Origin of the sequence: Leucobacter sp. OH1287 (assembly GCF_003859945.1) — a bacterium.
GTDB lineage: Bacteria > Actinomycetota > Actinomycetes > Actinomycetales > Microbacteriaceae > Canibacter.
Genome location: NZ_RQYM01000002.1, coordinates 1 through 22,126 on the forward strand (window position 1 = coordinate 1; position 22,126 = coordinate 22,126).

At 56.3% G+C, this 22,126-nt stretch carries 24 protein-coding genes and 1 tRNA gene; 23 read left to right on the top strand and 2 right to left on the bottom strand.

What is annotated here, in order from left to right; translation table 11 throughout:
• The coding region (locus EII30_RS09010) for a hypothetical protein (RefSeq protein ID WP_233569227.1) at positions 1 to 403 on the top strand (403 nt) is incomplete at its 5' end.
• Between the two features lie 54 nt (positions 404 to 457).
• Here the strand turns inward: EII30_RS09010 and EII30_RS01045 are convergent.
• Positions 458 to 545, bottom strand: a tRNA-Ser gene (locus EII30_RS01045).
• 73 nt (positions 546 to 618) lie between these two features.
• On the opposite strand from EII30_RS01045, the gene radA reads away from it, so the two are divergent.
• The 9 genes from radA (at position 619) to EII30_RS01090 (ending at position 13,104) form a co-directional block, all read left to right on the top strand.
• Positions 619 to 1,971, top strand: a complete 1,353-nt coding sequence (gene radA / locus EII30_RS01050; RefSeq protein WP_124885486.1) for a DNA repair protein RadA — start codon at positions 619 to 621, stop codon at positions 1,969 to 1,971.
• Position 1,972: 1 nt separating this feature from the next.
• Positions 1,973 to 3,460, top strand: a complete 1,488-nt coding sequence (locus EII30_RS01055; RefSeq protein WP_199731532.1) for a malate:quinone oxidoreductase — start codon at positions 1,973 to 1,975, stop codon at positions 3,458 to 3,460.
• 50 nt (positions 3,461 to 3,510) lie between these two features.
• Positions 3,511 to 4,470, top strand: coding sequence for a lytic transglycosylase domain-containing protein (locus EII30_RS01060; RefSeq protein ID WP_124885488.1), 960 nt, complete (start codon positions 3,511 to 3,513; stop codon positions 4,468 to 4,470).
• A gap of 162 nt (positions 4,471 to 4,632) precedes the next feature.
• Entirely contained in the window at positions 4,633 to 6,858 is a 2,226-nt protein-coding gene (locus tag EII30_RS01065; protein ID WP_124885489.1) for an HtaA domain-containing protein, read from the top strand.
• Positions 6,859 to 7,214: 356 nt separating this feature from the next.
• Positions 7,215 to 7,589: a 30S ribosomal protein S12 gene (rpsL, locus tag EII30_RS01070; protein ID WP_124885490.1), complete on the top strand. Its 375-nt coding sequence runs from the start codon at positions 7,215 to 7,217 to the stop codon at positions 7,587 to 7,589.
• Complete coding sequence (gene rpsG / locus EII30_RS01075) at positions 7,589 to 8,059, top strand: 30S ribosomal protein S7 (protein ID WP_124885491.1); 471 nt, start codon at positions 7,589 to 7,591, stop codon at positions 8,057 to 8,059. Before rpsL ends, rpsG begins: the two co-directional genes overlap by 1 nt.
• Positions 8,060 to 8,149: 90 nt before the next feature.
• On the top strand, positions 8,150 to 10,264 hold the full coding sequence (gene fusA / locus EII30_RS01080) for an elongation factor G (RefSeq protein WP_124885492.1): 2,115 nt from the start codon (positions 8,150 to 8,152) through the stop codon (positions 10,262 to 10,264).
• 162 nt (positions 10,265 to 10,426) lie between these two features.
• The gene (tuf, locus tag EII30_RS01085; RefSeq protein ID WP_124885493.1) at positions 10,427 to 11,620 is read left to right on the top strand and encodes an elongation factor Tu; all 1,194 of its coding nucleotides are present in this window, start codon (positions 10,427 to 10,429) and stop codon (positions 11,618 to 11,620) included.
• 470 nt (positions 11,621 to 12,090) lie between these two features.
• Positions 12,091 to 13,104, top strand: a complete 1,014-nt coding sequence (locus tag EII30_RS01090) for an IS1249 family transposase (RefSeq protein ID WP_124885494.1) — start codon at positions 12,091 to 12,093, stop codon at positions 13,102 to 13,104.
• Between the two features lie 152 nt (positions 13,105 to 13,256).
• On the opposite strand, the gene EII30_RS01095 is transcribed toward EII30_RS01090, so the two are convergent.
• On the bottom strand, positions 13,257 to 13,457 hold the full coding sequence (locus EII30_RS01095; protein WP_124885495.1) for an Rv0909 family putative TA system antitoxin: 201 nt from the start codon (positions 13,455 to 13,457) through the stop codon (positions 13,257 to 13,259).
• Between the two features lie 236 nt (positions 13,458 to 13,693).
• Here EII30_RS01095 and EII30_RS01100 point away from each other — a divergent pair, with 236 nt between their 5' ends.
• The 13 genes from EII30_RS01100 to rpsQ all read left to right on the top strand — a co-directional run bounded on the left by EII30_RS01100 (position 13,694) and on the right by rpsQ (position 22,123).
• Positions 13,694 to 15,412, top strand: a complete 1,719-nt coding sequence (locus EII30_RS01100; RefSeq protein ID WP_124885694.1) for a nucleoside-diphosphate sugar epimerase/dehydratase — start codon at positions 13,694 to 13,696, stop codon at positions 15,410 to 15,412.
• A 4-nt stretch (positions 15,413 to 15,416) separates the two neighbouring features.
• Positions 15,417 to 16,532 carry a UDP-phosphate alpha-N-acetyl-D-fucosaminephosphotransferase gene (locus tag EII30_RS01105; RefSeq protein WP_233569228.1) on the top strand — a complete coding sequence of 372 codons (1,116 nt, stop codon included), beginning with the start codon at positions 15,417 to 15,419 and terminating at the stop codon, positions 16,530 to 16,532.
• A 338-nt stretch (positions 16,533 to 16,870) separates the two neighbouring features.
• Positions 16,871 to 17,179, top strand: a complete 309-nt coding sequence (gene rpsJ, locus EII30_RS01110) for a 30S ribosomal protein S10 (RefSeq protein WP_124885496.1) — start codon at positions 16,871 to 16,873, stop codon at positions 17,177 to 17,179.
• An 8-nt stretch (positions 17,180 to 17,187) separates the two neighbouring features.
• The gene (gene rplC, locus EII30_RS01115; protein ID WP_124885497.1) at positions 17,188 to 17,847 is read left to right on the top strand and encodes a 50S ribosomal protein L3; all 660 of its coding nucleotides are present in this window, start codon (positions 17,188 to 17,190) and stop codon (positions 17,845 to 17,847) included.
• A 2-nt stretch (positions 17,848 to 17,849) separates the two neighbouring features.
• On the top strand, positions 17,850 to 18,497 hold the full coding sequence (rplD, locus tag EII30_RS01120) for a 50S ribosomal protein L4 (RefSeq protein ID WP_124885498.1): 648 nt from the start codon (positions 17,850 to 17,852) through the stop codon (positions 18,495 to 18,497).
• 3 nt (positions 18,498 to 18,500) lie between these two features.
• On the top strand, positions 18,501 to 18,797 hold the full coding sequence (gene rplW / locus EII30_RS01125) for a 50S ribosomal protein L23 (protein WP_124885499.1): 297 nt from the start codon (positions 18,501 to 18,503) through the stop codon (positions 18,795 to 18,797).
• Positions 18,798 to 18,824: 27 nt separating this feature from the next.
• The gene (rplB, locus tag EII30_RS01130) at positions 18,825 to 19,661 is read left to right on the top strand and encodes a 50S ribosomal protein L2 (protein WP_124885500.1); all 837 of its coding nucleotides are present in this window, start codon (positions 18,825 to 18,827) and stop codon (positions 19,659 to 19,661) included.
• A gap of 21 nt (positions 19,662 to 19,682) precedes the next feature.
• Complete coding sequence (gene rpsS, locus EII30_RS01135) at positions 19,683 to 19,964, top strand: 30S ribosomal protein S19 (protein ID WP_124885501.1); 282 nt, start codon at positions 19,683 to 19,685, stop codon at positions 19,962 to 19,964.
• A 27-nt stretch (positions 19,965 to 19,991) separates the two neighbouring features.
• Positions 19,992 to 20,375, top strand: a complete 384-nt coding sequence (gene rplV, locus EII30_RS01140) for a 50S ribosomal protein L22 (RefSeq protein ID WP_124885502.1) — start codon at positions 19,992 to 19,994, stop codon at positions 20,373 to 20,375.
• A complete protein-coding gene (gene rpsC / locus EII30_RS01145; RefSeq protein ID WP_124885503.1) occupies positions 20,375 to 21,136 on the top strand; it encodes a 30S ribosomal protein S3 in 762 nt (253 codons plus the stop codon). Before rplV ends, rpsC begins: the two co-directional genes overlap by 1 nt.
• 2 nt (positions 21,137 to 21,138) lie before the next feature.
• Positions 21,139 to 21,558 (top strand): 50S ribosomal protein L16, encoded by a 420-nt coding sequence (gene rplP, locus EII30_RS01150; protein ID WP_124885504.1) that lies wholly within the window; start codon positions 21,139 to 21,141, stop codon positions 21,556 to 21,558.
• Positions 21,558 to 21,848 (top strand): 50S ribosomal protein L29, encoded by a 291-nt coding sequence (gene rpmC, locus EII30_RS01155; RefSeq protein ID WP_124885505.1) that lies wholly within the window; start codon positions 21,558 to 21,560, stop codon positions 21,846 to 21,848. The genes rplP and rpmC overlap by 1 nt, the downstream gene beginning before the upstream one ends.
• Positions 21,849 to 21,850: 2 nt before the next feature.
• Positions 21,851 to 22,123, top strand: coding sequence for a 30S ribosomal protein S17 (rpsQ, locus tag EII30_RS01160; protein WP_124885506.1), 273 nt, complete (start codon positions 21,851 to 21,853; stop codon positions 22,121 to 22,123).
• The last annotated feature ends 3 nt before the right edge of the window (positions 22,124 to 22,126 follow it).

Here is a 22,126-nt window from a genome sequence, read left to right on the forward strand (position 1 = left end):
GTTGAGTCGCCGGAACTTTAACCCCTCTACAGGGCATGGAAACACTGGGAAGCAGCGGAAGAAATGCCACACAATCTGTCCACTTACCCAAAAAGCGCTGCAGCACTCGTCAACGGTTAATGCTGCACGAGAATCAGCCGCTGAAATATATTTGCTGCGAACCGGTTTAGAAGAGCTATTTGCCAGCGATCTGGATGATAAAACACCGCTAGCTCTTATCTCGGGCGCTTTAACTATGCCGGGTGAGAGTAAAAAAATGCGCGGTATTATTCAGCGTGCGCACGAGCAGGCTGTTGCAAACCACGCGGGTTCTCGCTTTATAACGGCAGAGCGCTCAGGTCATAATGTTCCCATCACGGAACCCGCGGTGGTAGCAGAATCGGTTATGCGGTTCTTCAAATAGATACGGCTAATGTCCCACTACTTTTATAAACAGTGTAGTGGGACATTACAAGAGCGGTGGCGGTGGGATTTGAACCCACGGTGCAGGGTTACTACACACGACTTTTCGAGAGTCGCACCTTCGGCCGCTCGGACACGCCACCCTAACAAACCATTATATTGGGTGAAACCTGAATCGGTACCAAAACGTCCCTAGCTTCACCTATTCTGTTATACATGGCTAAACAGCGAGCTTCTTATGTTTGTGGTGACTGCGGTTACAAGGCTGCTAAGTGGATCGGCCGCTGCGCATCCTGCGGTGCGTGGGGCTCGATGGCTGCTGAGCAGGCTACGACGCAGCTCTCCTCGGGCGTGCGTACGCGGGCGGCAACTCCGCCGAGTGTGACGGCTGCCAGGCTGCGAGATGTTCCCGCGAGCACGGTGATGCGACGCCAGACCGGCATCGCCGAGTTCGATCGGGTGCTCGGCGGCGGTGTTGTTCCGGGCGCTGCAATCCTGCTGTCGGGGGAGCCGGGTGTTGGCAAGTCGACGTTGCTTTTGCGCGCCGCCGCGAGTGTTGCCGAGACAGGTGCGAGCGTGCTGTATATCAGCGGTGAGGAGTCGGCGGGGCAGATTCGGCTTCGGGCTGAGCGCACCGGCTGCCTGGCAGAGAACCTGTTTTGCGCATCCGAGACAGACCTGTCTGTTGCGCTCGGTTATATAGAGTCGGCGGATCCTGATTTTATTATTGTCGACTCGGTGCAGACGCTCGCAAGCCCCGACGTTGAGGGCATCGCGGGCGGGCCCGCGCAGGTACGCGAGGTTGCCTCGGTGCTGGTGCGGGTTGCAAAAAATCGCGGCACACCGATTATTATCGTCGGCCACGTCACTAAAGACGGCGCGGTCGCAGGCCCCCGCACACTCGAACACCTGGTTGATGTTGTCTGCCACTTCGAGGGCGACAAACAGACAACGCTGCGCTTCCTACGAACCCTCAAAAACCGCTTCGGCGCAACCGACGAGATCGGCTGCTTCGAGATGCGAGAAACCGGCATCGTCGAGGTGACGGATCCAAGCGAACTGTTCATCAGCGGCACCAACGCCGAGGTGAGCGGCACCTGCGTCGCCCTCGCAATCGAGGGGCGACGTGCAATCCCTGTCGAGGTGCAGGCGCTTGTCGCACCCAGCTCCGGGCCAAACCCGCGACGAGTCACCAGCGGGGTGGATCCAGCCAGGCTCGCCATGATTCTCGCGATCCTCGAAAAACGGGTTGGCATTAAACTGCACACACTAGACGTCTACGTCAGCACCGTCGGCGGGGTTAAACTGCTTGACCCGGGGGCGGATCTTGCAATCGCGCTCGCAATCGTCAGTGCGGCCTACGATTCCCCGCTGCCGCCCACCGTCGCCGCGGCAGGCGAGCTCAGTCTCGCCGGTGAGATTAGGGCGGTTATCGCCAAACACCAGCGCAAAAAAGAGGCCGAGCGGTTAGGGTATAAACACTTCATCGACCATACGGCGAGCACCCTCCAAGCAGCGTGCCAGCGGATCGCAAAATTAAAGACAGCAGGGCAGCCCGGAGAGGAGTAGAATGGCTAGAGTGAGTACAAAGACAGTTGATGTAGTATTAGTCGGTGGCGGAATCATGAGTGCAACACTCAGCGCCCTAATCAAAGACCTTGAACCAACCTGGTCAGTAGCGCTCCTAGAGTCACAGGGAGAAGTCGCAACAGAAAGCTCAAACGCGTGGAACAACGCGGGCACAGGGCACGCGGCACTCTGCGAGCTCAACTACATGCCAGAGGGTCAAGACGGCAGCCTCAATGCAGACAAAGCAATCGGAATTAACGAACAGTACACACTATCGCGCCAGTGGTGGGCACACCAGGTAAAGGCCGGTAAACTCAAAAACCCGAAAACTTTCATCAACACAATCCCGCACCTCACCTTCGTTGAGGGCGAAGCAAACGTCGACTATCTGCGTCGCCGCTACGAGATCCTGAAAAACGAGCCGCTGTTCGCAGACATGGAATACAGCGAAGACCCCGATCAGATCGCAGGGTGGGCTCCGCTGCTCATCGACCGTCGAGACAAAAGCCAAAAAATCGCGGCAACCCGCTCAATCAGCGGCACAGACGTGAACTTCGGTGAGATCACCCGGCAGCTGGTAGACAACCTCGCAGCCGAGGGCGGCGAAGTGTTCCTCAATTCACGAGTAAAAAAGGTTAAGCGCACAACAGATGGTAACTGGGAGTTGACAGTCGCAGACGCTTCCGGCGCTAAAAAAACCACACTGCGCGCCAAGTTCGTGTTCGTTGGAGCAGGCGGTGGTGCCCTCGCGCTGCTGCAGTCTGCAGGAATCCCTGAGATTTCAGGTTTCGGCGGCTTTCCGATCAGTGGTAAATTCCTGCGCTGCACCAACCCCGAGGTGATTAAACAGCACCGCGCCAAGGTCTACGGCAAAGCAAAAGTGGGCGCACCGCCAATGTCAGTTCCGCACCTTGATACCCGAATCATTGACGGCAAAGAAAGCCTACTGTTTGGCCCATACGCAGGCTTCAGCCCGAACTTCCTAAAAAATGGATCATATCTTGACCTGTTCAAATCCATTCGGGCACACAACCTCGGCCCGATGCTCAAAGTCGGCCTCACCCAGTGGTCACTCGAGAAATATCTGCTCGGTGAGTTGCTTGCCAGCAGGCAAAAACAGATCGAGACACTGCGTGACTACTTCCCTGCAGCAGACGCTGACGATTGGGAGATGATCACCGCCGGTCAGCGTGTACAGGTAATGAAAAAGGACCCAAACAAGGGCGGCATCCTACAGTTCGGCACCGAAATCGTCTCCAGCCAAGACGGCACAATCGCCGGTTTGCTCGGCGCATCACCGGGAGCATCAACCGCGGTTCACGCGATGCTTGACGTGCTCAAACGCTGCTTCCCGAACGAGTTCAACGGCAAATGGCAGAGCGCAATCCAAAAACAGGCCAGTGTTTACGGCGCAAACATCAACAGCAGCGCCGAAAAAACCGAGGCTGTGCTGGCAGAAACCGCTGCAGTGCTCGGGCTAGAAAGATAAAACGCTAACCCCACCAAAAACCAAGCAGGTAAACCGCCAACAACCAAGAAATGACACAGCCGCCGTCACCAGAAAACGCTCAGACCCCGACCAGCAAGCGACAACCAGCAGAAGCCAAAGGCTTCAACGCGCTAATCGCCGACGCAACAGCGTTAACCGGTGACGGTGGCTCTCAAGCACCAGCAGATAAAACCGAGACAGCAAAACCCTCAAAATACGCGAAACTCGCTATCGGCGTCACACTCGCCGTCGGTATCGCCGCAACCGGATACGCCGCATACGAAATCAACAACAACCTGCGCAGCCAAGCCGAAGCCGAACAGGCACTAGAAAAAGCACAAAAAGCCGCCGCCGTAAAAGCACAACAGCAGCAGCCACAGCCGGAAGTGCTGCCAGTAACCGAACCAGAACGGCCAGCGGGGGCGATTAAACGCAAACCGTTTATCGCGGTGATCGCGGATCCACAGTGGATCAAAGACACTGCCGCCGCAACCGGAGTGCCTGAGCGAGCCCTGCAAGCATACGCGGCAGCAACACTCACCGTAAACAAAGAACAGCCCGCGTGCGAGATGGGATGGAACACTCTAGCGGCGGTCGGTGCCGTAGAAACCCACCACGGCACTATCTCCGGCACGGCATTGAATCAGAAAGGCCAGGCGCTGCCACGCATCATCGGCGAACCACTCACCGGTGAACAGTTCATCGCCGCAAAAGACACTGACGGTGGCCTACTAGACGGCAACCCCGAATGGGATCACGCAGTCGGTCCACTACAGTTCATTCCCGAAACCTGGCGGCAATACGCGAGAGACGCCGACGGAGACGGCTGGGCAGACATCGACAGCATCGACGACCAGGCACTATCAGCCGCAACACTGCTGTGCGAAGCAGGCGGCACACTCACTCAGGCAAGCAACTGGATAACCGCGATCAAAGCCTACAACCCGAGCATCGACTACAACAACGATGTGGCGGCCGTAGCGGACCAGTATGCCGCCCGCGTTAGATAACTCACGCCGTAAGACCGCGAGAAAAAAATCAGAGAAAAACACAGGTTACGCGCTGTGTCTTAAAGCAATTGACCTTTCTGCGCAAGTAGTCCAAAATGGATTGAAGGTAAGTAATACCTTAGCTTAATCTGTTCGCGCGAAAACACAGAAAATAGGAGAGCAATGTCTCAAACAGCTAACAGCCCTAAAAAGCGGCTGCTGAGCGCTCTCGTTGCTGCGTCAGTTGCCTTCACCGGTGCAATCTTCTTGCCCAGCCAGGCAGCAGCCGCAGAGAACGAGAACGTTGCAGAAGCAACGCTTGAATGGGGAATCAAAGACTCCTTCCGCAACTATATTACCGGTGGAGCAAAGGGTAAAGTTGATACCATTGGAACGACAACCATCGGGACTGATGCCTACAATTGGAAAGGCGGTACCGGAACGGTTGCTGCTGACGGAAGCTCAGCCGATGTCAGCTTCACCGGCGGAGTTCACATGACTGGCCATAGTGGCTTGCTCGACCTGACAATCACCAACCCTCGTTTCGAGGCAACCACCTCAACCGCCGGAAATCTCTATGTGGATGTTCGTAGCCGTGTCCTGGCTACGGGCGATTACATCGAGCAAAAGGGTGTACTGTTTTCTAACCTCACTCTTGCTCAGCCTCAGGTAACAGATAAAAGTGTCAGCTATGTTGTTACCAAGAGTGCTATCACAGAAGAAGGCGCTAAAGGTTTTGCAGGATATTGGTCTCCAGGCACAGTGCTTGAAGCGAAATTCAATGTCACCCTGCCAATCAAAAAGGCAGTTGAGACCAACACAGCCCTCGCTGTTGACAAGGCAGATATTAAGTCAAACGAGTCTGCTGCTCTGACTGCAACCGTGACCCCCGCTGAGGCAGTTGGTACGGTGCAGCTGAAAGAGGGTGACAAGATCGTCGCCAGCGAGGCTGTAAACAACGGCACCGCTAAGTTCAACGTTTCTGGCCTCTCGGTTGGCGCGCACAACCTGGTTGCTGTTTTCGTTCCAACAGACACTAAGAACTTCAAGCAGTCTGCTCCATCAGCTGCTGTCACCGTAAACGTTGCCGAGGCTCCGCCAGCGGTTGTTTACACACCAAGGCTTGAGGTATTCAAGGCTGACGGCTCAACCCCGCTGGGTGACAGCGTGGTAAACCCTGGCGACACCATCGTTGTTAAGGGATCCGGCTTCGACCCAGAGGGAATCAAGGGCACCCGCCCACCACTCGCTGGCCAGCCAGCTGGTGCATACGTTGCATTCGGCCAGTTCGCTGAGCAGTGGAAGCCATCAACAGGTGCAGCAGCTGAGACACGCCCAGCTGAGCAGGTTCGCTGGGCTCTCACCGACGCAGCGTTTAACGCACTGTCAGCTGACCTGAAGCCACGCTTCCAGGGTCAGCGCATCACACTGGGCACCGACGGAACCTTCTCCTGGACCCTCACCGCACCTGAGATCACCAAGGGTGTAGAGGGCGGCAAGATCGGTGTATACACCTACCCAGCATCAGGCGCTGTTGCTCCGCAGCAGGAACTGTTCGTGCCGGTAAACCTGGTTAAGCCGGTTCCACCAGCCGCTGAGACAACCACCACCGTCACCGTTCCAGAAACCGCTGAGGAAGGATCGAACGTTGTTATCAAGGTAGCAGTGAAGCCAGTACAGGCACTCGGCACCGTTGAGATCTTCGTTGACGGCACCTCAATTGGCAACGCTGTTTTCGACAACGCTGATGGATACGAGCTGACAACCAACGCCCTCAAGGCTGGCGAGCACTCAGTGGTTGCCAAGTTCAAGCCGCTTGACGACACAAAGTACCTGGCATCGGAGAGCGCAGCCGCCAAGGTTACAGTAACCGCGAAGCCAGCAACCCCTGCTGAGCCAAGCACCCCTGCAAACCCTGCAACACCGGTGCCTGCGGCAGCGCTGAAGCTTTCAGTGAGCGAGGCTGTTGTTGGTGACACCGTTGAGGCGAAGGTTACCGGGCTGGTTCCAGGCACCGAGGTTGCGTTCGAACTGCACTCAACCCCTGTTGCCCTGGGCAAGGTAAAGGCTGACGCCAACGGCGTTGCAACCTTCAGCTTCAAGGTTCCAGAGAACACAACCGCTGGCACACACACTGTTGTCGCCAGGGCAGCTGCTCTGGAGCTGAAGCAGCAGCTCGTTGTTCGCGCTAAAGCAGCCGCTAGCGTTGTTCCTGGCATCACCGGTAACACCGGCGCTGACCAGAAGCAGCCTGCAGCTGGCGCACCAGCTGCAGGCGGTGCTAAGCAGCTGGCTAAGACCGGTTCAGAAACCCCAGCGTTTGGAGCGATTGCTGCGCTGGCGCTGATGCTCGCCGGTGCTGTTGTGATTACCCGTCGCCGCAGCGCGGGCGTTAGCGAAAACAGCTAAAGCTAAACGGTAAAACACCACAACAGAGGGCGGTCACCTAAAAGGGGCCGCCCTCTTGGTTTATCTTCTTGGTGTATCTGCTTGGAATATCTGTAGGGGAGTGTCACAGCTACTCGGCTTGCATTGCCGGTCAACAACCAGTAGGCTAGATAACGGTGAATTCTGCCAATGTTTTGTGGTGCATACGTATCACAAGCCACCTGAGTTTTCATCAGGGTCACTGACTCAAAGAGTTACACCCCCACGGCATACCTGCACCAGTTTGTTTTGCAAACAGCAGGTTGCAACTGCAAGCAGTTGCACGCTGAAATATTCAGTACAAGCTGTCACCGTGCAGCACTAACAAGGAGAACAAGTTGCCTACAATTCAGCAGCTGGTTCGCAAAGGCCGTAAGCCAAAGGTCTCAAAGACCAAGGCTCCCGCGCTGAAAGCGAACCCTCAGCAGCGTGGCGTATGCACCCGTGTGTACACCACAACCCCGAAGAAGCCTAACTCAGCTATGCGCAAGGTAGCTCGTGTGAAGCTTTCAAACGGAACCGAGGTTACCGCCTACATCCCTGGTGAGGGCCACAACCTGCAGGAGCACTCAATGGTGCTCGTGCGCGGTGGTCGTGTGAAGGACCTCCCGGGTGTGCGTTACCGCATTGTGCGTGGCGCGCTTGATACACAGGCTGTGAAGGGCCGCCAGCAGGCTCGCAGCCACTACGGTGCAAAGAAGGAGAAGAAGTAATGCCACGTAAAGGCCCTGCTCCAAAGCGCCAGGTAGTAGCTGATCCGGTTTACGGTTCACCGGTTGTGAGCCAGCTCGTAAACAAGATCCTGCTTGACGGCAAAAAAGGACTGGCAGAGCGCATCGTTTACGGTGCACTCGAAGCTGTAGCAGAGAAGACCGGTCAGGACGCTGTTAGCGTGCTCAAGAAGGCGCTCGACAACGTTCGTCCAACCCTGGAGGTTAGGTCACGCCGCGTTGGTGGTAGCACCTACCAGGTTCCGGTTGAGGTTAAGCCACACCGCGCTAACACTCTGGCGCTGCGCTGGCTGACCAGCTACGCAAAAGCACGTCGCGAGCACACCATGACTGAGCGTCTTACCAACGAGATCCTCGACGCATCAAACGGCCTCGGTGCCGCTGTGAAGCGCCGTGAAGACACTCACAAGATGGCTGAGTCAAACCGCGCGTTTGCTCACTACCGCTGGTAATCACTGTGACGGGGCGTCGTCACAAGCGGCGCCCCAGCAGGATCCACCAGCTAATCTAAAAACTTTCACTTCCAAAAAGAGGAGTACCCCGTGGCACAAGACGTGCTCACCGACCTGAATAAGGTCCGCAACATTGGCATCATGGCTCACATTGATGCCGGTAAGACCACAACAACCGAACGTATCCTGTTCTACACAGGTGTTAACCACAAGCTCGGTGAGACCCACGACGGTGCGTCAACAACCGACTGGATGGAGCAGGAGAAAGAGCGTGGTATCACCATCACTTCTGCTGCTGTTACCTGTTTCTGGAACGGCAACCAGGTTAACATCATTGACACCCCTGGCCACGTTGACTTCACCGTTGAGGTGGAGCGTTCACTGCGCGTCCTTGACGGCGCAGTGGCTGTGTTCGACGGTAAAGAGGGTGTAGAGCCACAGTCTGAGACAGTGTGGCGTCAGGCAGACAAGTACGAGGTTCCTCGTATCTGCTTCGTTAACAAAATGGACAAGATGGGCGCCGATTTCTACTTCACAGTAGACACAATCGTTAGCCGTCTTGGTGCAAAGCCACTGGTTATGCAGCTGCCAATCGGTGCAGAGGCTGACTTTGTTGGTGTTGTCGACCTGCTCTCAATGAAGGCCTTCGTTTGGCCAGGCGACGCCAAGGGTGACGTAACCCTCGGCGCCGAGTACGAGGTGCAGGAGATCCCAGCGGATCTCAAAGAGAAGGCCGAAGAATACCGCGCCCAGCTCGTTGAGACTGTTGCTGAGAGTGACGAAGCACTGCTTGAGAAGTACTTTGACGGTCAGGAACTGACAATCGACGAAATCAAGGGTGCGATCCGCAAGCTCGTTGTGAAGAACGAAATCTTCCCAGTGTTCTGTGGATCAGCGTTCAAGAACCGCGGCATCCAGCCAATGCTTGACGCGGTTGTCGATTACCTGCCTAACCCGCTTGATATCGGATCCATCCAGGCGCACGATGTGCGTGACGAGGAGAAGGTTATCGAGCGCAAGCCAGCAGCTGACGAGCCATTCTCTGCGCTCGCCTTCAAGGTTGCTGTGCACCCGTTCTTCGGTCGTCTCACCTATGTGCGTGTTTACTCAGGTAAAGCTGAGTCAGGTGCGCAGGTTGTTAACTCAACCAAGGGTAAGAAAGAGCGTATCGGTAAAATCTTCCAGATGCACGCCAACAAGGAGAACCCTGTTGACGAGCTGACCGCTGGTAACATCTACGCGGTTATCGGTCTGAAAGACACAACAACCGGTGACACCCTGTGTGATCCAAACAACCAGGTTGTGCTTGAGTCAATGACCTTCCCAGAGCCTGTTATCGAGGTTGCTGTGGAGCCAAAGACCAAGGGCGACCAGGAGAAGATGTCAACCGCGATCCAGAAGCTCGCGGAAGAGGATCCAACATTCCGCGTCAGCCTGAACGCAGAAACCGGCCAGACCGTTATCGCGGGTATGGGCGAGCTGCACCTCGACATTATTGTTGACCGCATGAAGCGCGAGTTCAAGGTTGAGGCAAACGTTGGTAAGCCACAGGTTGCCTACCGTGAAACCATTCGCGGCACCGTTGACAAGCACGAATACACTCACAAGAAGCAGACCGGTGGATCCGGTCAGTTCGCGAAGGTACAGATCGCGATCGAGCCACTTGAGGTAGAGGGTGACAACATCTACACCTTCGAAGACAAGGTGACCGGTGGTCGTGTGCCACGTGAGTACATCCCATCAGTTGACGCTGGTATCCAGGACGCAATGGAGTACGGTATTCTCGCCGGATTCCCAGTCGTTGGCGTGAAAGCAACCCTGCTTGACGGTCAGTACCACGACGTTGACTCATCTGAAATGGCCTTCAAGATCGCCGGCTCAATGGCGTTCAAAGAGGCAGCCCGCAAAGCAAACCCTGTTCTGCTCGAGCCAGTAATGGCTGTTGAGGTTCGTACCCCAGAGGAGTACATGGGTGACGTTATCGGCGACCTGAACTCACGTCGTGGTCAGGTGCAGTCGATGGAAGACGCATCGGGTGTTAAGGTAGTGCGCGCGCTTGTGCCACTGTCTGAAATGTTTGGTTACATTGGTGATCTCCGCTCAAAGACCAGTGGTCGTGCGGTGTTCTCAATGGTGTTTGACTCATACGCTGAGGTTCCAAAGAACGTTGCGGATGAGATCATTCAGAAAGCTCAGGGCGCTTAACCATCGCCCGGAAGCTGTGTGCCAGGTTAATTTTCCCTGGCACACAGCGGCTCTGTTGGCAATCGGCTGGCAGAGTTAGTATCATAAATACAAAATGCTGCATCGTTCCCGCGAAATCCGTCGTGGGGTGGCGATGCACGAGATGTCCTGAGGAGGACCATAGTGGCGAAGGCTAAGTTCGAGCGCACAAAGCCGCACGTAAACATCGGTACCATCGGTCACGTTGACCACGGTAAGACCACCCTGACTGCGGCTATCTCTAAGGTACTTGCTGACAAGTTCCCATCAGAGACCAACGTACAGCGCGACTTCAATACCATTGACTCAGCTCCGGAGGAGCGCCAGCGTGGTATTACCATTAACATTTCTCACGTAGAGTACGAGACCGAGAAGCGTCACTACGCACACGTTGACGCTCCAGGTCACGCTGACTACATCAAGAACATGATCACCGGTGCTGCTCAGATGGACGGCGCAATCCTCGTGGTTGCTGCAACCGACGGTCTGATGGCACAGTCAAAGGAGCACATCCTGCTCGCTAAGCAGGTTGGTGTTCCATACCTGCTCGTTGCACTCAACAAGTGTGACATGGTAGATGACGAGGAGATGCTCGAGCTCGTTGAGATGGAGGTTCGTGAAGAGCTTTCAAAGAACGGCTTCGACGGTGACAACGCTCCTGTAGTTCGCGTATCAGGCTTCCAGGCACTCGAGGGTGACGAGAAGTGGACCGAGTCAATTCTCGAGCTCATGAACGCTGTTGACGAGAGCATTCCTGACCCAGTACGTGACAAAGACAAGCCATTCCTCATGCCAATTGAGGACGTATTCACAATCACCGGTCGTGGAACTGTTGTTACCGGCCGTGCCGAGCGTGGTACCCTGGCTATCAACTCTGAGGTTGAGATCGTAGGTCTGCGTCCAACCCAGAAGACCACCGTTACTGGTATCGAGATGTTCCACAAGCAGCTCGACGAGGCTTGGGCTGGCGAGAACTGTGGTCTGCTGCTCCGCGGAACCAAGCGTGAAGATGTAGAGCGTGGCCAGGTTGTTGTACAGCCAGGCTCAATCACCCCTCACACCAACTTCGAGGGCAGCGCATACATCCTGAAGAAGGAAGAGGGCGGACGCCACAACCCATTCTTCACCAACTACCGTCCACAGTTCTACTTCCGTACCACTGACGTAACCGGTGTTATCTCACTCCCAGAGGGAACCGAGATGGTTATGCCTGGTGACACCACCGACATGAGCGTTGAGCTGATCCAGCCAATCGCTATGGAGGAGGGCCTCGGCTTCGCTATCCGTGAGGGTGGCCGTACCGTAGGTGCTGGTACCGTAACCAAGATCATCAAGTAAGGTCACTTACCCAAGATCTGAACTGTCAGGTTCATAAAAAGGGCTCCGTGCTTCGGCACGGAGCCCTTTCGCTATCCACTGGCGGGGCTGGGGTGTTAGCTGTCAGCGTGTGTGAGCTGCACGATAAGCTTTGGGATTAGTGTCATAAAGTGTGGCATAAATCCCGGTTCTGCCCTGTAATCACAAGCGAAACCAGGGGTGAATAATAGCCGAACCATTATTCAACGACTATTCAACACCAATAAGCGTTTTTATGCTAGTGACATTCTGACACCGTTAGAGGGTGACAACTAACCGACCTAAGAGCGATATCTGCAGCAAACCAATGCACAAAAACGGGGTACACCCAACAACGAAACGCACTCGTTGGACATGCCGAATCTGCGGCGCTTCAACCATACGCAGAAGAACAGACAAATCCTCTGCAGTCTTGTTTCAACTGTTTATAACCTGGATCAGTAAGAAAGCCCTTGCTTAACGAGCTAGCTGCAGCATCCGGCGTCTCACGCAGCACCCTTGCCCGTAAGTTCCAAATGTTTTGGTTTGTTACACCACCACGTCCCTTACAGACCGGTGAGATCTATGACCAAGTGATGATTGACGGCACCTATTTCGGTCGTTCTGACTGCCTGCTTATCGCCCGTAACAGTGAGCATGTGCTTGCCTGGCAGTGGTGTAAGCGTGAAAACAAGCTCAACTATCAACGACTGTTAGGCAGGATTGTTCCACCGGTGATGGTGATTACCGACGGTAACTATGGTGCTTTACGGGCTTTAGAAACTGATATGCCAGAGGTTGTAATACAACGTTGCTTGTTCCATATAAGAAGCCGGGTAACCCAGCTGGTAACGTTACGGCCTAGAACTCAGGCTGGCCGTGATCTGCAAAAGCTTGCCCGCTATCTGCTTCATATAACCACAATCGAGCAGGCTCAGGCATGGGAAATAGAGTTCAGGCGCGCCTACCATAAACACGCCAAATGGTTAAACGAGCGTACTTACCGTAACCAGGTGCGCAGGGAGGAAGTACCAAGATATGTTCGCAGTGATCAAAGGTGGTGGTTTACTCACAAGAACACGCGTGATGCATATAACTCGGTGATGACTCCGTTGAAAAGGGGGCATCTGTTCAAGTATTTACTGTTTGACAGGCAAGACAGTCCAGCAGCGGCGGCTAGTACTACAAACAGTGTTGAGAGTCTTAACTCGCTTATCAAACTGTTTAATCGTTTGCACCGGGGAAGAACGCCCGAGCATCGAAGGCGGGCTGCGGAATGGTTGCTTTACCTGCACACTGAGGGGTGTGAGGATCCGGTAGTAATCGCTGCTCGGCAGAACTACGGGAAAGACGCATACGAGCGGGCACGCGCGTTAGGTAAGCAGGAAGCGAAGAAAACCGAGCAAAAGTTAACAGTCCAGCACTTCCAGGACGAGGCGATGTTTGAAGAGGGTATTTGGGTTAGAAAAGGGTGGGCCGGGCGTTAGACACGCCCGGCCGATGCCACACATTTTGACACTTAACCCTAATTCGCGGGTGGATCCGGGGATCCACACACAAAAAGGCCCCGAGGTGTTAACCGCCCCGGAGCCTAAAGCCTCACCGATAGCTGGCAACTGATGCCAGCCAAACAGTTAGATTACTCGCCGATCTTGTCGTCGAGGTTCTTGCGAACGTCCTCGATTTTATCCTCGAACTTGCCGCCGGTAACCTTGTTAGCCAGGTTAGCTGCGCCGTCAAGCACGCTGTCAGAAACAGACTCTGCCTTGTCGCTCTTCAGCGCATCCTTACCCTTCTCGGTGAGGTCGCCAATCTTGCCTTTAATCTCTTCCAGACCCATAAGAGCCCCCCTTTCTCGTAGTGTGCCGCACCCAATTTGAGTGCCTAACACAGTGTGGGCACGCAAGCTTGCGTGATCCACCCACAAAACATTATTCCGCATAAACCCGGGTCTGCACCTAAATACAAGCTGAAAGCGCTAACATCTATAGGGTAAGGAAACCGGAGAGAAAAGTAGTGGCAACATTTAAACCCTCAGCACCGCCACCCGGTGCTGCGCGCAGCGGCGCACTATTTATGCTGGTAGACAGCGTTGCCTGGGCGCTAGCTATCTTTGTCGCACTAATTTTGCGCTTTGACTTTGATTTCGGGCGGATCAACCCACAGTGGACGGCGCTGGTAATCGGCGCTGCCGTGCTGCTACAGCTCGGGCTCGGTTGGCTGTTCTGGCTCTATCGTAGACGCTACGCGGTGTCGAGCTTCGACGAGGTGCGGGCGCTTGTGCTCTGCACGACAGCGGTGATGGTGCCAACCTGGGTGCTCGCCTACGCGGTCGGTTACGGGCACGGGATCCCGCGTAGCACCGTCATAATCGCGGCGCCGGTAGCCTGCAGCATTATGGGCTTCGTGCGCTACCTCACCCGCATTAACCACGAAAACCGGTTAAAGCCGGGCGCTGAGGCGGAACGCACCCTCGTCTACGGCGCCGGATACGCCGGCAGTATCACCGCTCGGAGGCTGCTCACCGACCAGGTTGCCGCCTACCTGCCGGTCGGCTTCCTCGACGACAGTGACACCCAAAAGAACGTTGAGGTGCGCGGTGTGCGCGTGCTCGGCAAACTGGAGGACGTAGCCGAGGTCGCAAACAAGTATCGTGCTTCAAAACTGATCGTCTGTATCGGAGACGCCGACGCTGCGATGCTCAGGCGCGTCAGCAACTACTGTGACGCGGCGGGCGTTGACGTCATGGTGATGCCGCCGGTGGACCAGATCCTCAACGGCACAAAAGCGTTCGAGGACGTGCGCGCGCTATCAATCGAGGATCTGATCGGCAGACACCCGGTGAGGCTCGAAACCTCCTCAATCGCGCACTACCTGCAGGGTAAGCGGGTGCTGGTGACGGGGGCGGGTGGATCCATCGGTTCTGAACTCTGCAGGCAGCTCACCCAGTTTGCTCCCTCCGAACTGATTATGCTTGACCGCGATGAGAGTGCGTTGCAGACGACCCAGATTTCAATCCGCGGTAACGGTCTGCTCGACACCAAAGAAGTTGTGCTCAACGATATACGTGACGCTGAAGCGCTTGAACAGATCTTCTTAGAGCGCCGCCCGGAGGTTGTGTTCCACGCGGCCGCGCTGAAACACCTGCCGATGCTTGAACAGTACCCGGAGGAGGCTTGGAAAACCAACATCCAGGGCACCCTCAACGTGCTGCGTGCAGCCCGCGCCGCCGGCGTTAAAACCTTCGTCAACATTTCAACCGACAAGGCCGCCAACCCGACAAGCGTGCTCGGGCATTCAAAGCGCGTCGCCGAGAAACTAACCGCCTGGATGGCCGGTGAAACCGGCGAGCGATACCTGTCGGTGCGCTTCGGCAACGTTATCGGCAGTCGCGGATCCATGCTCCCCACCTTCGAGAAACTCATCGCCTCGGGTGGTCCGATCACGGTGACCCACCCGGAGGTGACCAGGTTCTTTATGACCATCCCGGAGGCGTGTCAGCTGGTGATCCAGGCGGGCGGTATCGGGCGACCAGCTGAGGTGCTGATCCTCGACATGGGGGAGCCGGTGAAGATCCTCGACGTTGCTAAGCGGATGATCGCGCAGTCCGGCAAAGACATTGAGATCGTGTTCACTGGCCTGCGCGAGGGCGAAAAACTGCACGAGGAACTGGTTGGCCGCGGCGAGGGCGACGAGCGCCCCTTCCACCCGAAGATTTCACACGCTAAGGTTAAGTCCATAACCCCCGAGGTGCTCGACCACGACGGCTGGTTTGAGCGACTACAAAAGGCATAACACCGTGACCGCATCACTAACCACACCAACGCTGCTAACCGCCGCCGGCACGCTGATAATCAGCGCGCTGCTAACACCGGTTGTGCGGGCGCTGCTGGTGCGGTTCCGGGTGTTTGATGTGCCAAACGCGCGCTCCTCACACACCGTCACGGTTGTTCGCGGTCTCGGCATCGCGGTGTGGGCGGCGATGCTAATCGCCTCACTCGCGGTGATCGGCGCGGGACTGCTCAACATCGGGGTGTTCGGCGCGGTGTTCGGTGCGGTGTTTAGCACTGCGGGGTCAGGCGCCAGTGCCGCGGGTGGATCCTGGCTCCTCGCCGCCACGCTGTTTGCGGTGTTAAACCTCACCGTTGTGCTCGGCCTAATCGAGGACCTGCGCGGCCTCAGCGTGAAATCCCGCTCGGCGCTGCAGCTGCTCGCCGCGATTCTTATCGCTGTGTTACTGGTTGCGCTCGCGAGCCCGCCGCCGCTCGCCGCGATCCTGACGGTGCTGTTCGGAATCCCGTTCATCTCCAGTTTTATTAACGTCGCCAACTTCATGGACGGCCTCAACGGAATCAGCGCCCTGCACGGCATTATCGGCGGCGTCTGCTTCTGGCTGCTCGGCACCCACCTGCACAGCCCCGCGCTCGCAATCGCCGGCGCAATCACCGCCGCCGCGTTCCTCGGCTTCCTGCCGTGGAACCTGCTCGGCTACGGCTTCCTCGGCGACGTCGGCAGCTACCTCCTGGGAACCGTGCTGGTGAGCCTCAGCTTCGCGGCCCTGCTCGCCGGATCCCCGCTGCTCGCTGCAATCTCGCCGCTGGTGATCTACTTTGGTGACGTCGGATGGACGCTGGTGAGACGGATCCGCCGCGGCGCCAAATGGCATGAGGCACACCGTGAGCACGCCTACCAGCGCCTACAGCAGCTCGGCATGAGTCACCTTACCGCATCCGCGATCACCGCCGGGTTTACCGCGGCCGCCGTTGCGCTCGGTCTGCTCAGCGCCGTCTGGCAGGGGCCGCTTGCCTTTGCGGTGCTTTTGGCGGGTGGATCCGTGATCCTGCTGTGCTATCTCAACCTGCCGCGCCTGCTGCCCGCTGCGCTGCCAGCAGTGTTCCCGAAAAAACAGCGCTAGCAGCCGAAAAGTGGGCGACACGCCCGGGTTGCAAAGAAGCTTAAAGTTGTGGGAGAATAGCTAAGTTCAGTACTTCTGCGCCTGAATTTCTTTGGTGCGCTTGAATCACTGTGAGTTTGTGCGCTTTTTGTGCCGCTCGCAGCGGACGATGCCGCCCACGGGTAGACGCGCCAGGCAGCTGTTAATTTAACGGCCTGCTTGTTGCTGTGCTCGCGCGGCGGTCCGTGCCAGTCACGGATTGACAGAATCGGCTAGTTGCATAACGCAGCCAGCTGCCGTAAGACGTCCAATGCCACGCCCACAAGCGATGGTATGACGCGATAGAAAGAGAGAGTCACATGGCGGGACAAAAAATCCGCATTCGACTAAAGTCATATGACCACGAGGTCATTGACAGCTCTGCACGCAAGATCGTTGACACGGTTACCCGTGCCGGAGCTACTGTGATCGGCCCTGTGCCACTTCCAACAGAGAAGAACGTGATCGCAGTTATTCGTTCACCACACAAATACAAGGACAGCCGCGAGCACTTCGAAAAGCGCACACACAAGCGCGTGATCGACATCGTCGATCCAACCCCGAAGGCTGTTGATTCGCTGATGCGTCTCGACCTGCCGGCTGACGTCAACATCGAGATCAAGCTATAAGAGGAATCATGTCTGCAGTAACCAACAAGACTGTTAAAGGTCTGCTGGGCACAAAGCTTGGCATGACCCAGGTGTGGGATGAGAACGGCGCTGTTGTACCAGTGACCGTTATTGAGGTAGCTCCGAACGTGGTTACCCAGATCCGCACCCCAGAACTCGACGGCTACAGCGCTATTCAGATCGCTGCCGGCCAGATTGACCCACGCAAGGTAACCAAGCCAGCGGCTGGTCACTTTGCTAAGGCAGGCGTTACCCCGCGTCGCCACCTCACCGAGGTGCGCACCGCTGACGCTGCCGACTACGAGCTCGGTCAGGAACTGACCGTTGCTGAAACATTTGAGGCCGGCCAGAAGATCGACGTTGTCGGAACTTCAAAGGGCAAGGGCTTCGCTGGCACCATGAAGCGCCACAACTTCAAGGGCGTGGGCGCATCACACGGTCAGCACCGTAACCACCGTAAGCCTGGTTCTATTGGTGGCGCGTCCTTCCCAGGTCGCGTTTTCAAGGGACAGCGCATGGCTGGTCGTATGGGTGGCGAGCGAGTCACCGTACAGAACCTCACCGTTCACGCGGTTGACGCTGATAAGAACGTCATCCTGGTTAAGGGTGCTGTTCCGGGCCCGCGTGGTCGTCTCGTATTTGTCCGCAACGCTGTGAAGGGAGCCTAACTATGGCAACCGTATCAAAGCTTGACGTTCTTGACGCTGCGGGCAAGAAGGCCGGCGAGGTTTCGCTGCCTGAGAGCCTGTTCAACGTTGAGACTAACGTTCCACTTATCCACCAGGTCGTAACCGCGCAGCTCGCTGCGGCACGCCAGGGTACACACAAGACCAAGACTCGCGGTGAGGTTTCTGGCTCAGGCCGTAAACCGTTCAAGCAGAAGGGCACCGGTCGTTCCCGTCAGGGTTCTATCCGTCAGCCTGAGCACCGCGGCGGTGGTGTTGTGCACGGTCCAGTGCCACGTGATTACTCACAGCGCACACCTAAGAAGATGATCGCTGCTGCTCTCAACGGCGTACTGTCTGACCGCGTTCGCGGCGGCCGTCTGCACGTTGTTGACAGCTTCGGAATCGACGACAAGCCAAGCACTAAAACAGCTCGCGAGTACCTGCAGAACGTAACTGTTGGTCGTCGTGTGCTCGTGGTTGTTGAGCGCTCAGAGGACAACACTGTGCTGTCTGTGCGCAACCTGCCAAACGTGCACGTGCTGGCGTTCGATCAGCTCAACGCGTATGACGTGGTTGTGAGCGATGATCTCGTGTTCACCAAGGCTGCATTCGACGGTTTCGTTGCAGCGCGTGCTGCGAAGGAGGCGTAACCCATGAGCCTGAACAAGAATCCGCACGACGTAATCATTCGTCCAATTCTGACCGAAAAAAGCTACGGCCTGATTGACCGCAACGGTCAGTACACCTTCGAGGTGCAGCCAACAGCTAACAAAACAGAGATTAAGCTCGCGATTGAGTCAATCTTCAACGTAAAAGTTGACAAGATTAACACCCTCAACCGCCAGGGTAAAGCTCGCCGCACCCGTTTCGGAATCGGCAAGCGCAAAGACACCAAGCGTGCGATTGTTACCCTGAAGAGCGGATCCATCGACGTCTTTAGCGCGTCGTAATAGGTCGAAAGCGAACAAGGAAAAACTATGGCTATTCGAAAGTACAAACCGACGACTCCTGGTCGTCGTGGTTCGAGCGTTGCCGATTTCGCTGAGATCACCCGCTCAACCCCAGAAAAATCACTGCTGCGTCCGCTGCCAAAAACCGGTGGTCGTAACAACCAGGGTCGCATTACAACCCGTCACATCGGTGGTGGCCACAAGCGCCAGTACCGCGTGATCGACTTCCGTCGTCACGACAAGGACGGTGTAAACGCTAAGGTTGCTCACATTGAGTACGACCCGAACCGTACCGCTCGCATTGCGCTGCTGCACTATGTTGACGGCACCAAGCGCTACATCATCGCTCCTAACAAGCTGAAGCAGGGCGATATCGTAGAGTCTGGCGCTGGCGCTGACATCAAGCCAGGCAACAACATGCCGCTGCGCAACATCCCAACCGGTACCGTGATCCACGCGATCGAACTGCGCCCGGGCGGCGGAGCTAAGCTCGCCCGCTCAGCAGGCACCTCAGTTCGTCTCGTTGCGAAAGACGGTCCATACGCACAGCTGCGCTTGCCATCAGGTGAGATCCGCAACGTTGATGCACGCTGCCGCGCAACCATCGGTGAGGTGGGCAACGCTGAGCAGTCAAACATCAACTGGGGTAAAGCTGGCCGTATGCGCTGGAAGGGTGTACGCCCAACCGTTCGTGGTGTTGTAATGAACCCTGTTGACCACCCACACGGTGGTGGTGAAGGCCGCACCTCAGGTGGTCGTCACCCGGTTAGCCCGTGGGGTCAGAAAGAGGGACGTACCCGTCGCCCGAACAAAGAGAGCGATAAGTACATCGTCCGCCGCCGTCCAACTGGCAAGAAACGCTAATCAAGTAGGTAGGAGAATAAAATGCCTCGCAGTCTAAAGAAGGGTCCCTTCGTTGACAATCACCTGCTTGACAAGGTAATTGCACAGAACGAAGCCGGCACCAACAACGTCATCAAAACATGGTCACGCCGCTCAATGATTGTGCCAGCTATGCTCGGCCACACCATTGCAGTGCACGACGGCCGCAAGCACATTCCTGTGTTTGTTACCGAGACCATGGTCGGTCACAAGCTGGGTGAGTTCGCTCCAACACGAACTTTCCGCGGTCACGTGAAAGACGACAAGAAGGGCCGTCGCCGCTAATCGCGGTGACGTGAAGGAGGAAGAAAAATGGTGGAGTCGATCGCACGCGTGCGTCATATCCGCGTTACACCTCAGAAAGCCCGCCGCGTCGTGAACCTGATCCGTGGCAAGAACGCTCAAGAAGCACTCGCCATCCTCAAGTTCGCGCCGCAGGCAGCGTCTGAGCCAATCTACAAGCTTGTTGCCTCTGCTGTTGCTAACGCACGGGTAAAAGCTGATAACGAAAACCTGCGTCTCAACGAGGACGAGCTGGTAGTGGCTCGCGCCTTCGTTGACGAGGGAGCAACGCTGAAGCGTTTCCGCCCTCGTGCACAGGGACGGGCTTTCCGCATCAACAAGCGCACCAGCCACATCACAGTGGTTCTGGCAACTCCAGAATCAGCTGATGCAGCGAAGAAGGGAGCCAAATAATGGGCCAGAAAATTCATCCCTATGGCTTCCGCCTCGGGGTAACAACAGACCACGTTTCACGCTGGTTCTCTGACTCAACAAAGCCAGGACAGCGCTACGCTGATTACCTCGCAGAGGACGCTAAGATCCGTCAGCACCTTTCAAACACACTTGATCGTGCTGGTGTTAGCCGAATCCAGATCGAGCGCACCCGTGACCGTGTTCGTGTTGATATTCACTCAGCACGTCCGGGTATCGTTATCGGTCGCCGCGGCGCTGAGGCTGAGCGCGTTCGTGCTCAGCTGGAGAAGCTGACCGGCAAGCAGATTCAGCTCAACATCCTCGAGGTGAAAAACCCAGAGGCAGACGCACAGCTCGTTGCGCAGGGCATCGCAGAGCAGCTCGCTGCTCGTGTTGCATTCCGTCGCGCAATGCGTAAGGGTCTGCAGGGTGCTCAGCGCGCAGGTGCCAAGGGTATTCGTATCCAGGTGTCTGGCCGTCTCGGCGGCGCTGAGATGAGCCGTTCTGAGTTCTACCGTGAAGGTCGTGTGCCGCTGCATACTCTGCGCGCCAACATCGACTACGGTTTCTATGAAGCAAAAACTACCTTCGGCCGCATCGGTGTGAAGGTTTGGATCTACAAGGGTGACATCACCAACAAGGAGCTCGCACGTGAAGAGGCTGCTAAGAAGCCTTCGCGCGAGCGCGGTGATCGCCGTCGCGGACCTCGTCGTGAGAACGCGAAGAACGCTGCGCCTGCCGCAGCAGGAGCGGAGAACTAAGCATGCTGATTCCCCGTCGAGTCAAGTACCGTAAACAGCACCACCCAAAGCGCTCAGGCGCTGCCAAGGGTGGCACCAAGGTCAACTTCGGTGAGCTTGGAATCCAGGCACTTACCCCAGCCTATGTGACCAACCGTCAGATCGAGTCAGCTCGTATCGCGATGACACGTCACATCAAGCGTGGCGGTAAGGTGTGGATCAACATCTACCCAGACACCCCGCTGACCAAGAAGCCAGCTGAAACCCGTATGGGTTCCGGTAAGGGTTCACCAGAGTGGTGGGTAGCAAATGTTAAACCAGGTCGCGTGTTGTTTGAGGTGGCCGGTGTAGATGAGCAGCTCGCTCGCGAGGCTCTCACCCGCGCAATCCACAAGCTGCCGCTGAAAGCACGCATTATCAAGCGTGAGGAGGGTGATGCGTAATGGCTATCGGTAGCAAAGATCTCGCAATCACCGAGCTCGATACTTTCGAGAACGAGCGTCTGACCGAAGAACTGAAAAAAGCCAAGGCTGAGCTCTTCAACCTGCGTTTCCAGTCAGCGACTGGCCAGCTTGAGCACCACGGCCGAGTACGTCAGGTAAAGCGTGACATTGCACGCATTTACACCGTGCTCAACGAGCGTAAGCTTGGGATCCGTGCAACCCCTGGCGCAGTTACAGAAACCAAAACCAAAAAGCAGGCGGACGACGCCGCTGAGACGAAGGAGGCCTAAAGATGGCTGATGTCGCACAGGAACAGCGCCCGTACCGTAAATCGCTTCGCGGTTACGTGGTTAGCGACAAAATGGATAAAACCATTGTTGTAGAGGTTGAAGACCGCAAGAAGCACCCACTGTACGGCAAGGTTATGCGCACCACCAAAAAGGTGAAGGCACATGACGAAGCCAACACAGCAGGTATTGGCGATCTCGTGCTCATTCACGAGACCCGTCCGCTCAGTGCAACCAAGCACTGGCGACTGGTTGAAATCCTCGAGAAGGCGAAGTAAGCT

Bases quoted from the DNA above. Each gene is read 5' to 3' on its own strand.
- radA (WP_124885486.1), top strand. From the start codon at position 619: ATGGCTAAACAGCGAGCTTCTTATGTTTGTGGTGACTGCGGTTACAAG.
- EII30_RS01055 (WP_199731532.1), top strand. From the start codon at position 1,973: ATGGCTAGAGTGAGTACAAAGACAGTTGATGTAGTATTAGTCGGTGGC.
- EII30_RS01060 (WP_124885488.1), top strand. From the start codon at position 3,511: ATGACACAGCCGCCGTCACCAGAAAACGCTCAGACCCCGACCAGCAAG.
- EII30_RS01065 (WP_124885489.1), top strand. From the start codon at position 4,633: ATGTCTCAAACAGCTAACAGCCCTAAAAAGCGGCTGCTGAGCGCTCTC.
- rpsG (WP_124885491.1), top strand. From the start codon at position 7,589: ATGCCACGTAAAGGCCCTGCTCCAAAGCGCCAGGTAGTAGCTGATCCG.
- EII30_RS01095 (WP_124885495.1), bottom strand. From the start codon at position 13,457: ATGGGTCTGGAAGAGATTAAAGGCAAGATTGGCGACCTCACCGAGAAG.
- EII30_RS01100 (WP_124885694.1), top strand. From the start codon at position 13,694: ATGCTGGTAGACAGCGTTGCCTGGGCGCTAGCTATCTTTGTCGCACTA.
- rpsJ (WP_124885496.1), top strand. From the start codon at position 16,871: ATGGCGGGACAAAAAATCCGCATTCGACTAAAGTCATATGACCACGAG.
- rplC (WP_124885497.1), top strand. From the start codon at position 17,188: ATGTCTGCAGTAACCAACAAGACTGTTAAAGGTCTGCTGGGCACAAAG.
- rplD (WP_124885498.1), top strand. From the start codon at position 17,850: ATGGCAACCGTATCAAAGCTTGACGTTCTTGACGCTGCGGGCAAGAAG.
- rplW (WP_124885499.1), top strand. From the start codon at position 18,501: ATGAGCCTGAACAAGAATCCGCACGACGTAATCATTCGTCCAATTCTG.
- rplB (WP_124885500.1), top strand. From the start codon at position 18,825: ATGGCTATTCGAAAGTACAAACCGACGACTCCTGGTCGTCGTGGTTCG.
- rpsS (WP_124885501.1), top strand. From the start codon at position 19,683: ATGCCTCGCAGTCTAAAGAAGGGTCCCTTCGTTGACAATCACCTGCTT.
- rplV (WP_124885502.1), top strand. From the start codon at position 19,992: ATGGTGGAGTCGATCGCACGCGTGCGTCATATCCGCGTTACACCTCAG.
- rpsC (WP_124885503.1), top strand. From the start codon at position 20,375: ATGGGCCAGAAAATTCATCCCTATGGCTTCCGCCTCGGGGTAACAACA.
- rplP (WP_124885504.1), top strand. From the start codon at position 21,139: ATGCTGATTCCCCGTCGAGTCAAGTACCGTAAACAGCACCACCCAAAG.
- rpmC (WP_124885505.1), top strand. From the start codon at position 21,558: ATGGCTATCGGTAGCAAAGATCTCGCAATCACCGAGCTCGATACTTTC.
- rpsQ (WP_124885506.1), top strand. From the start codon at position 21,851: ATGGCTGATGTCGCACAGGAACAGCGCCCGTACCGTAAATCGCTTCGC.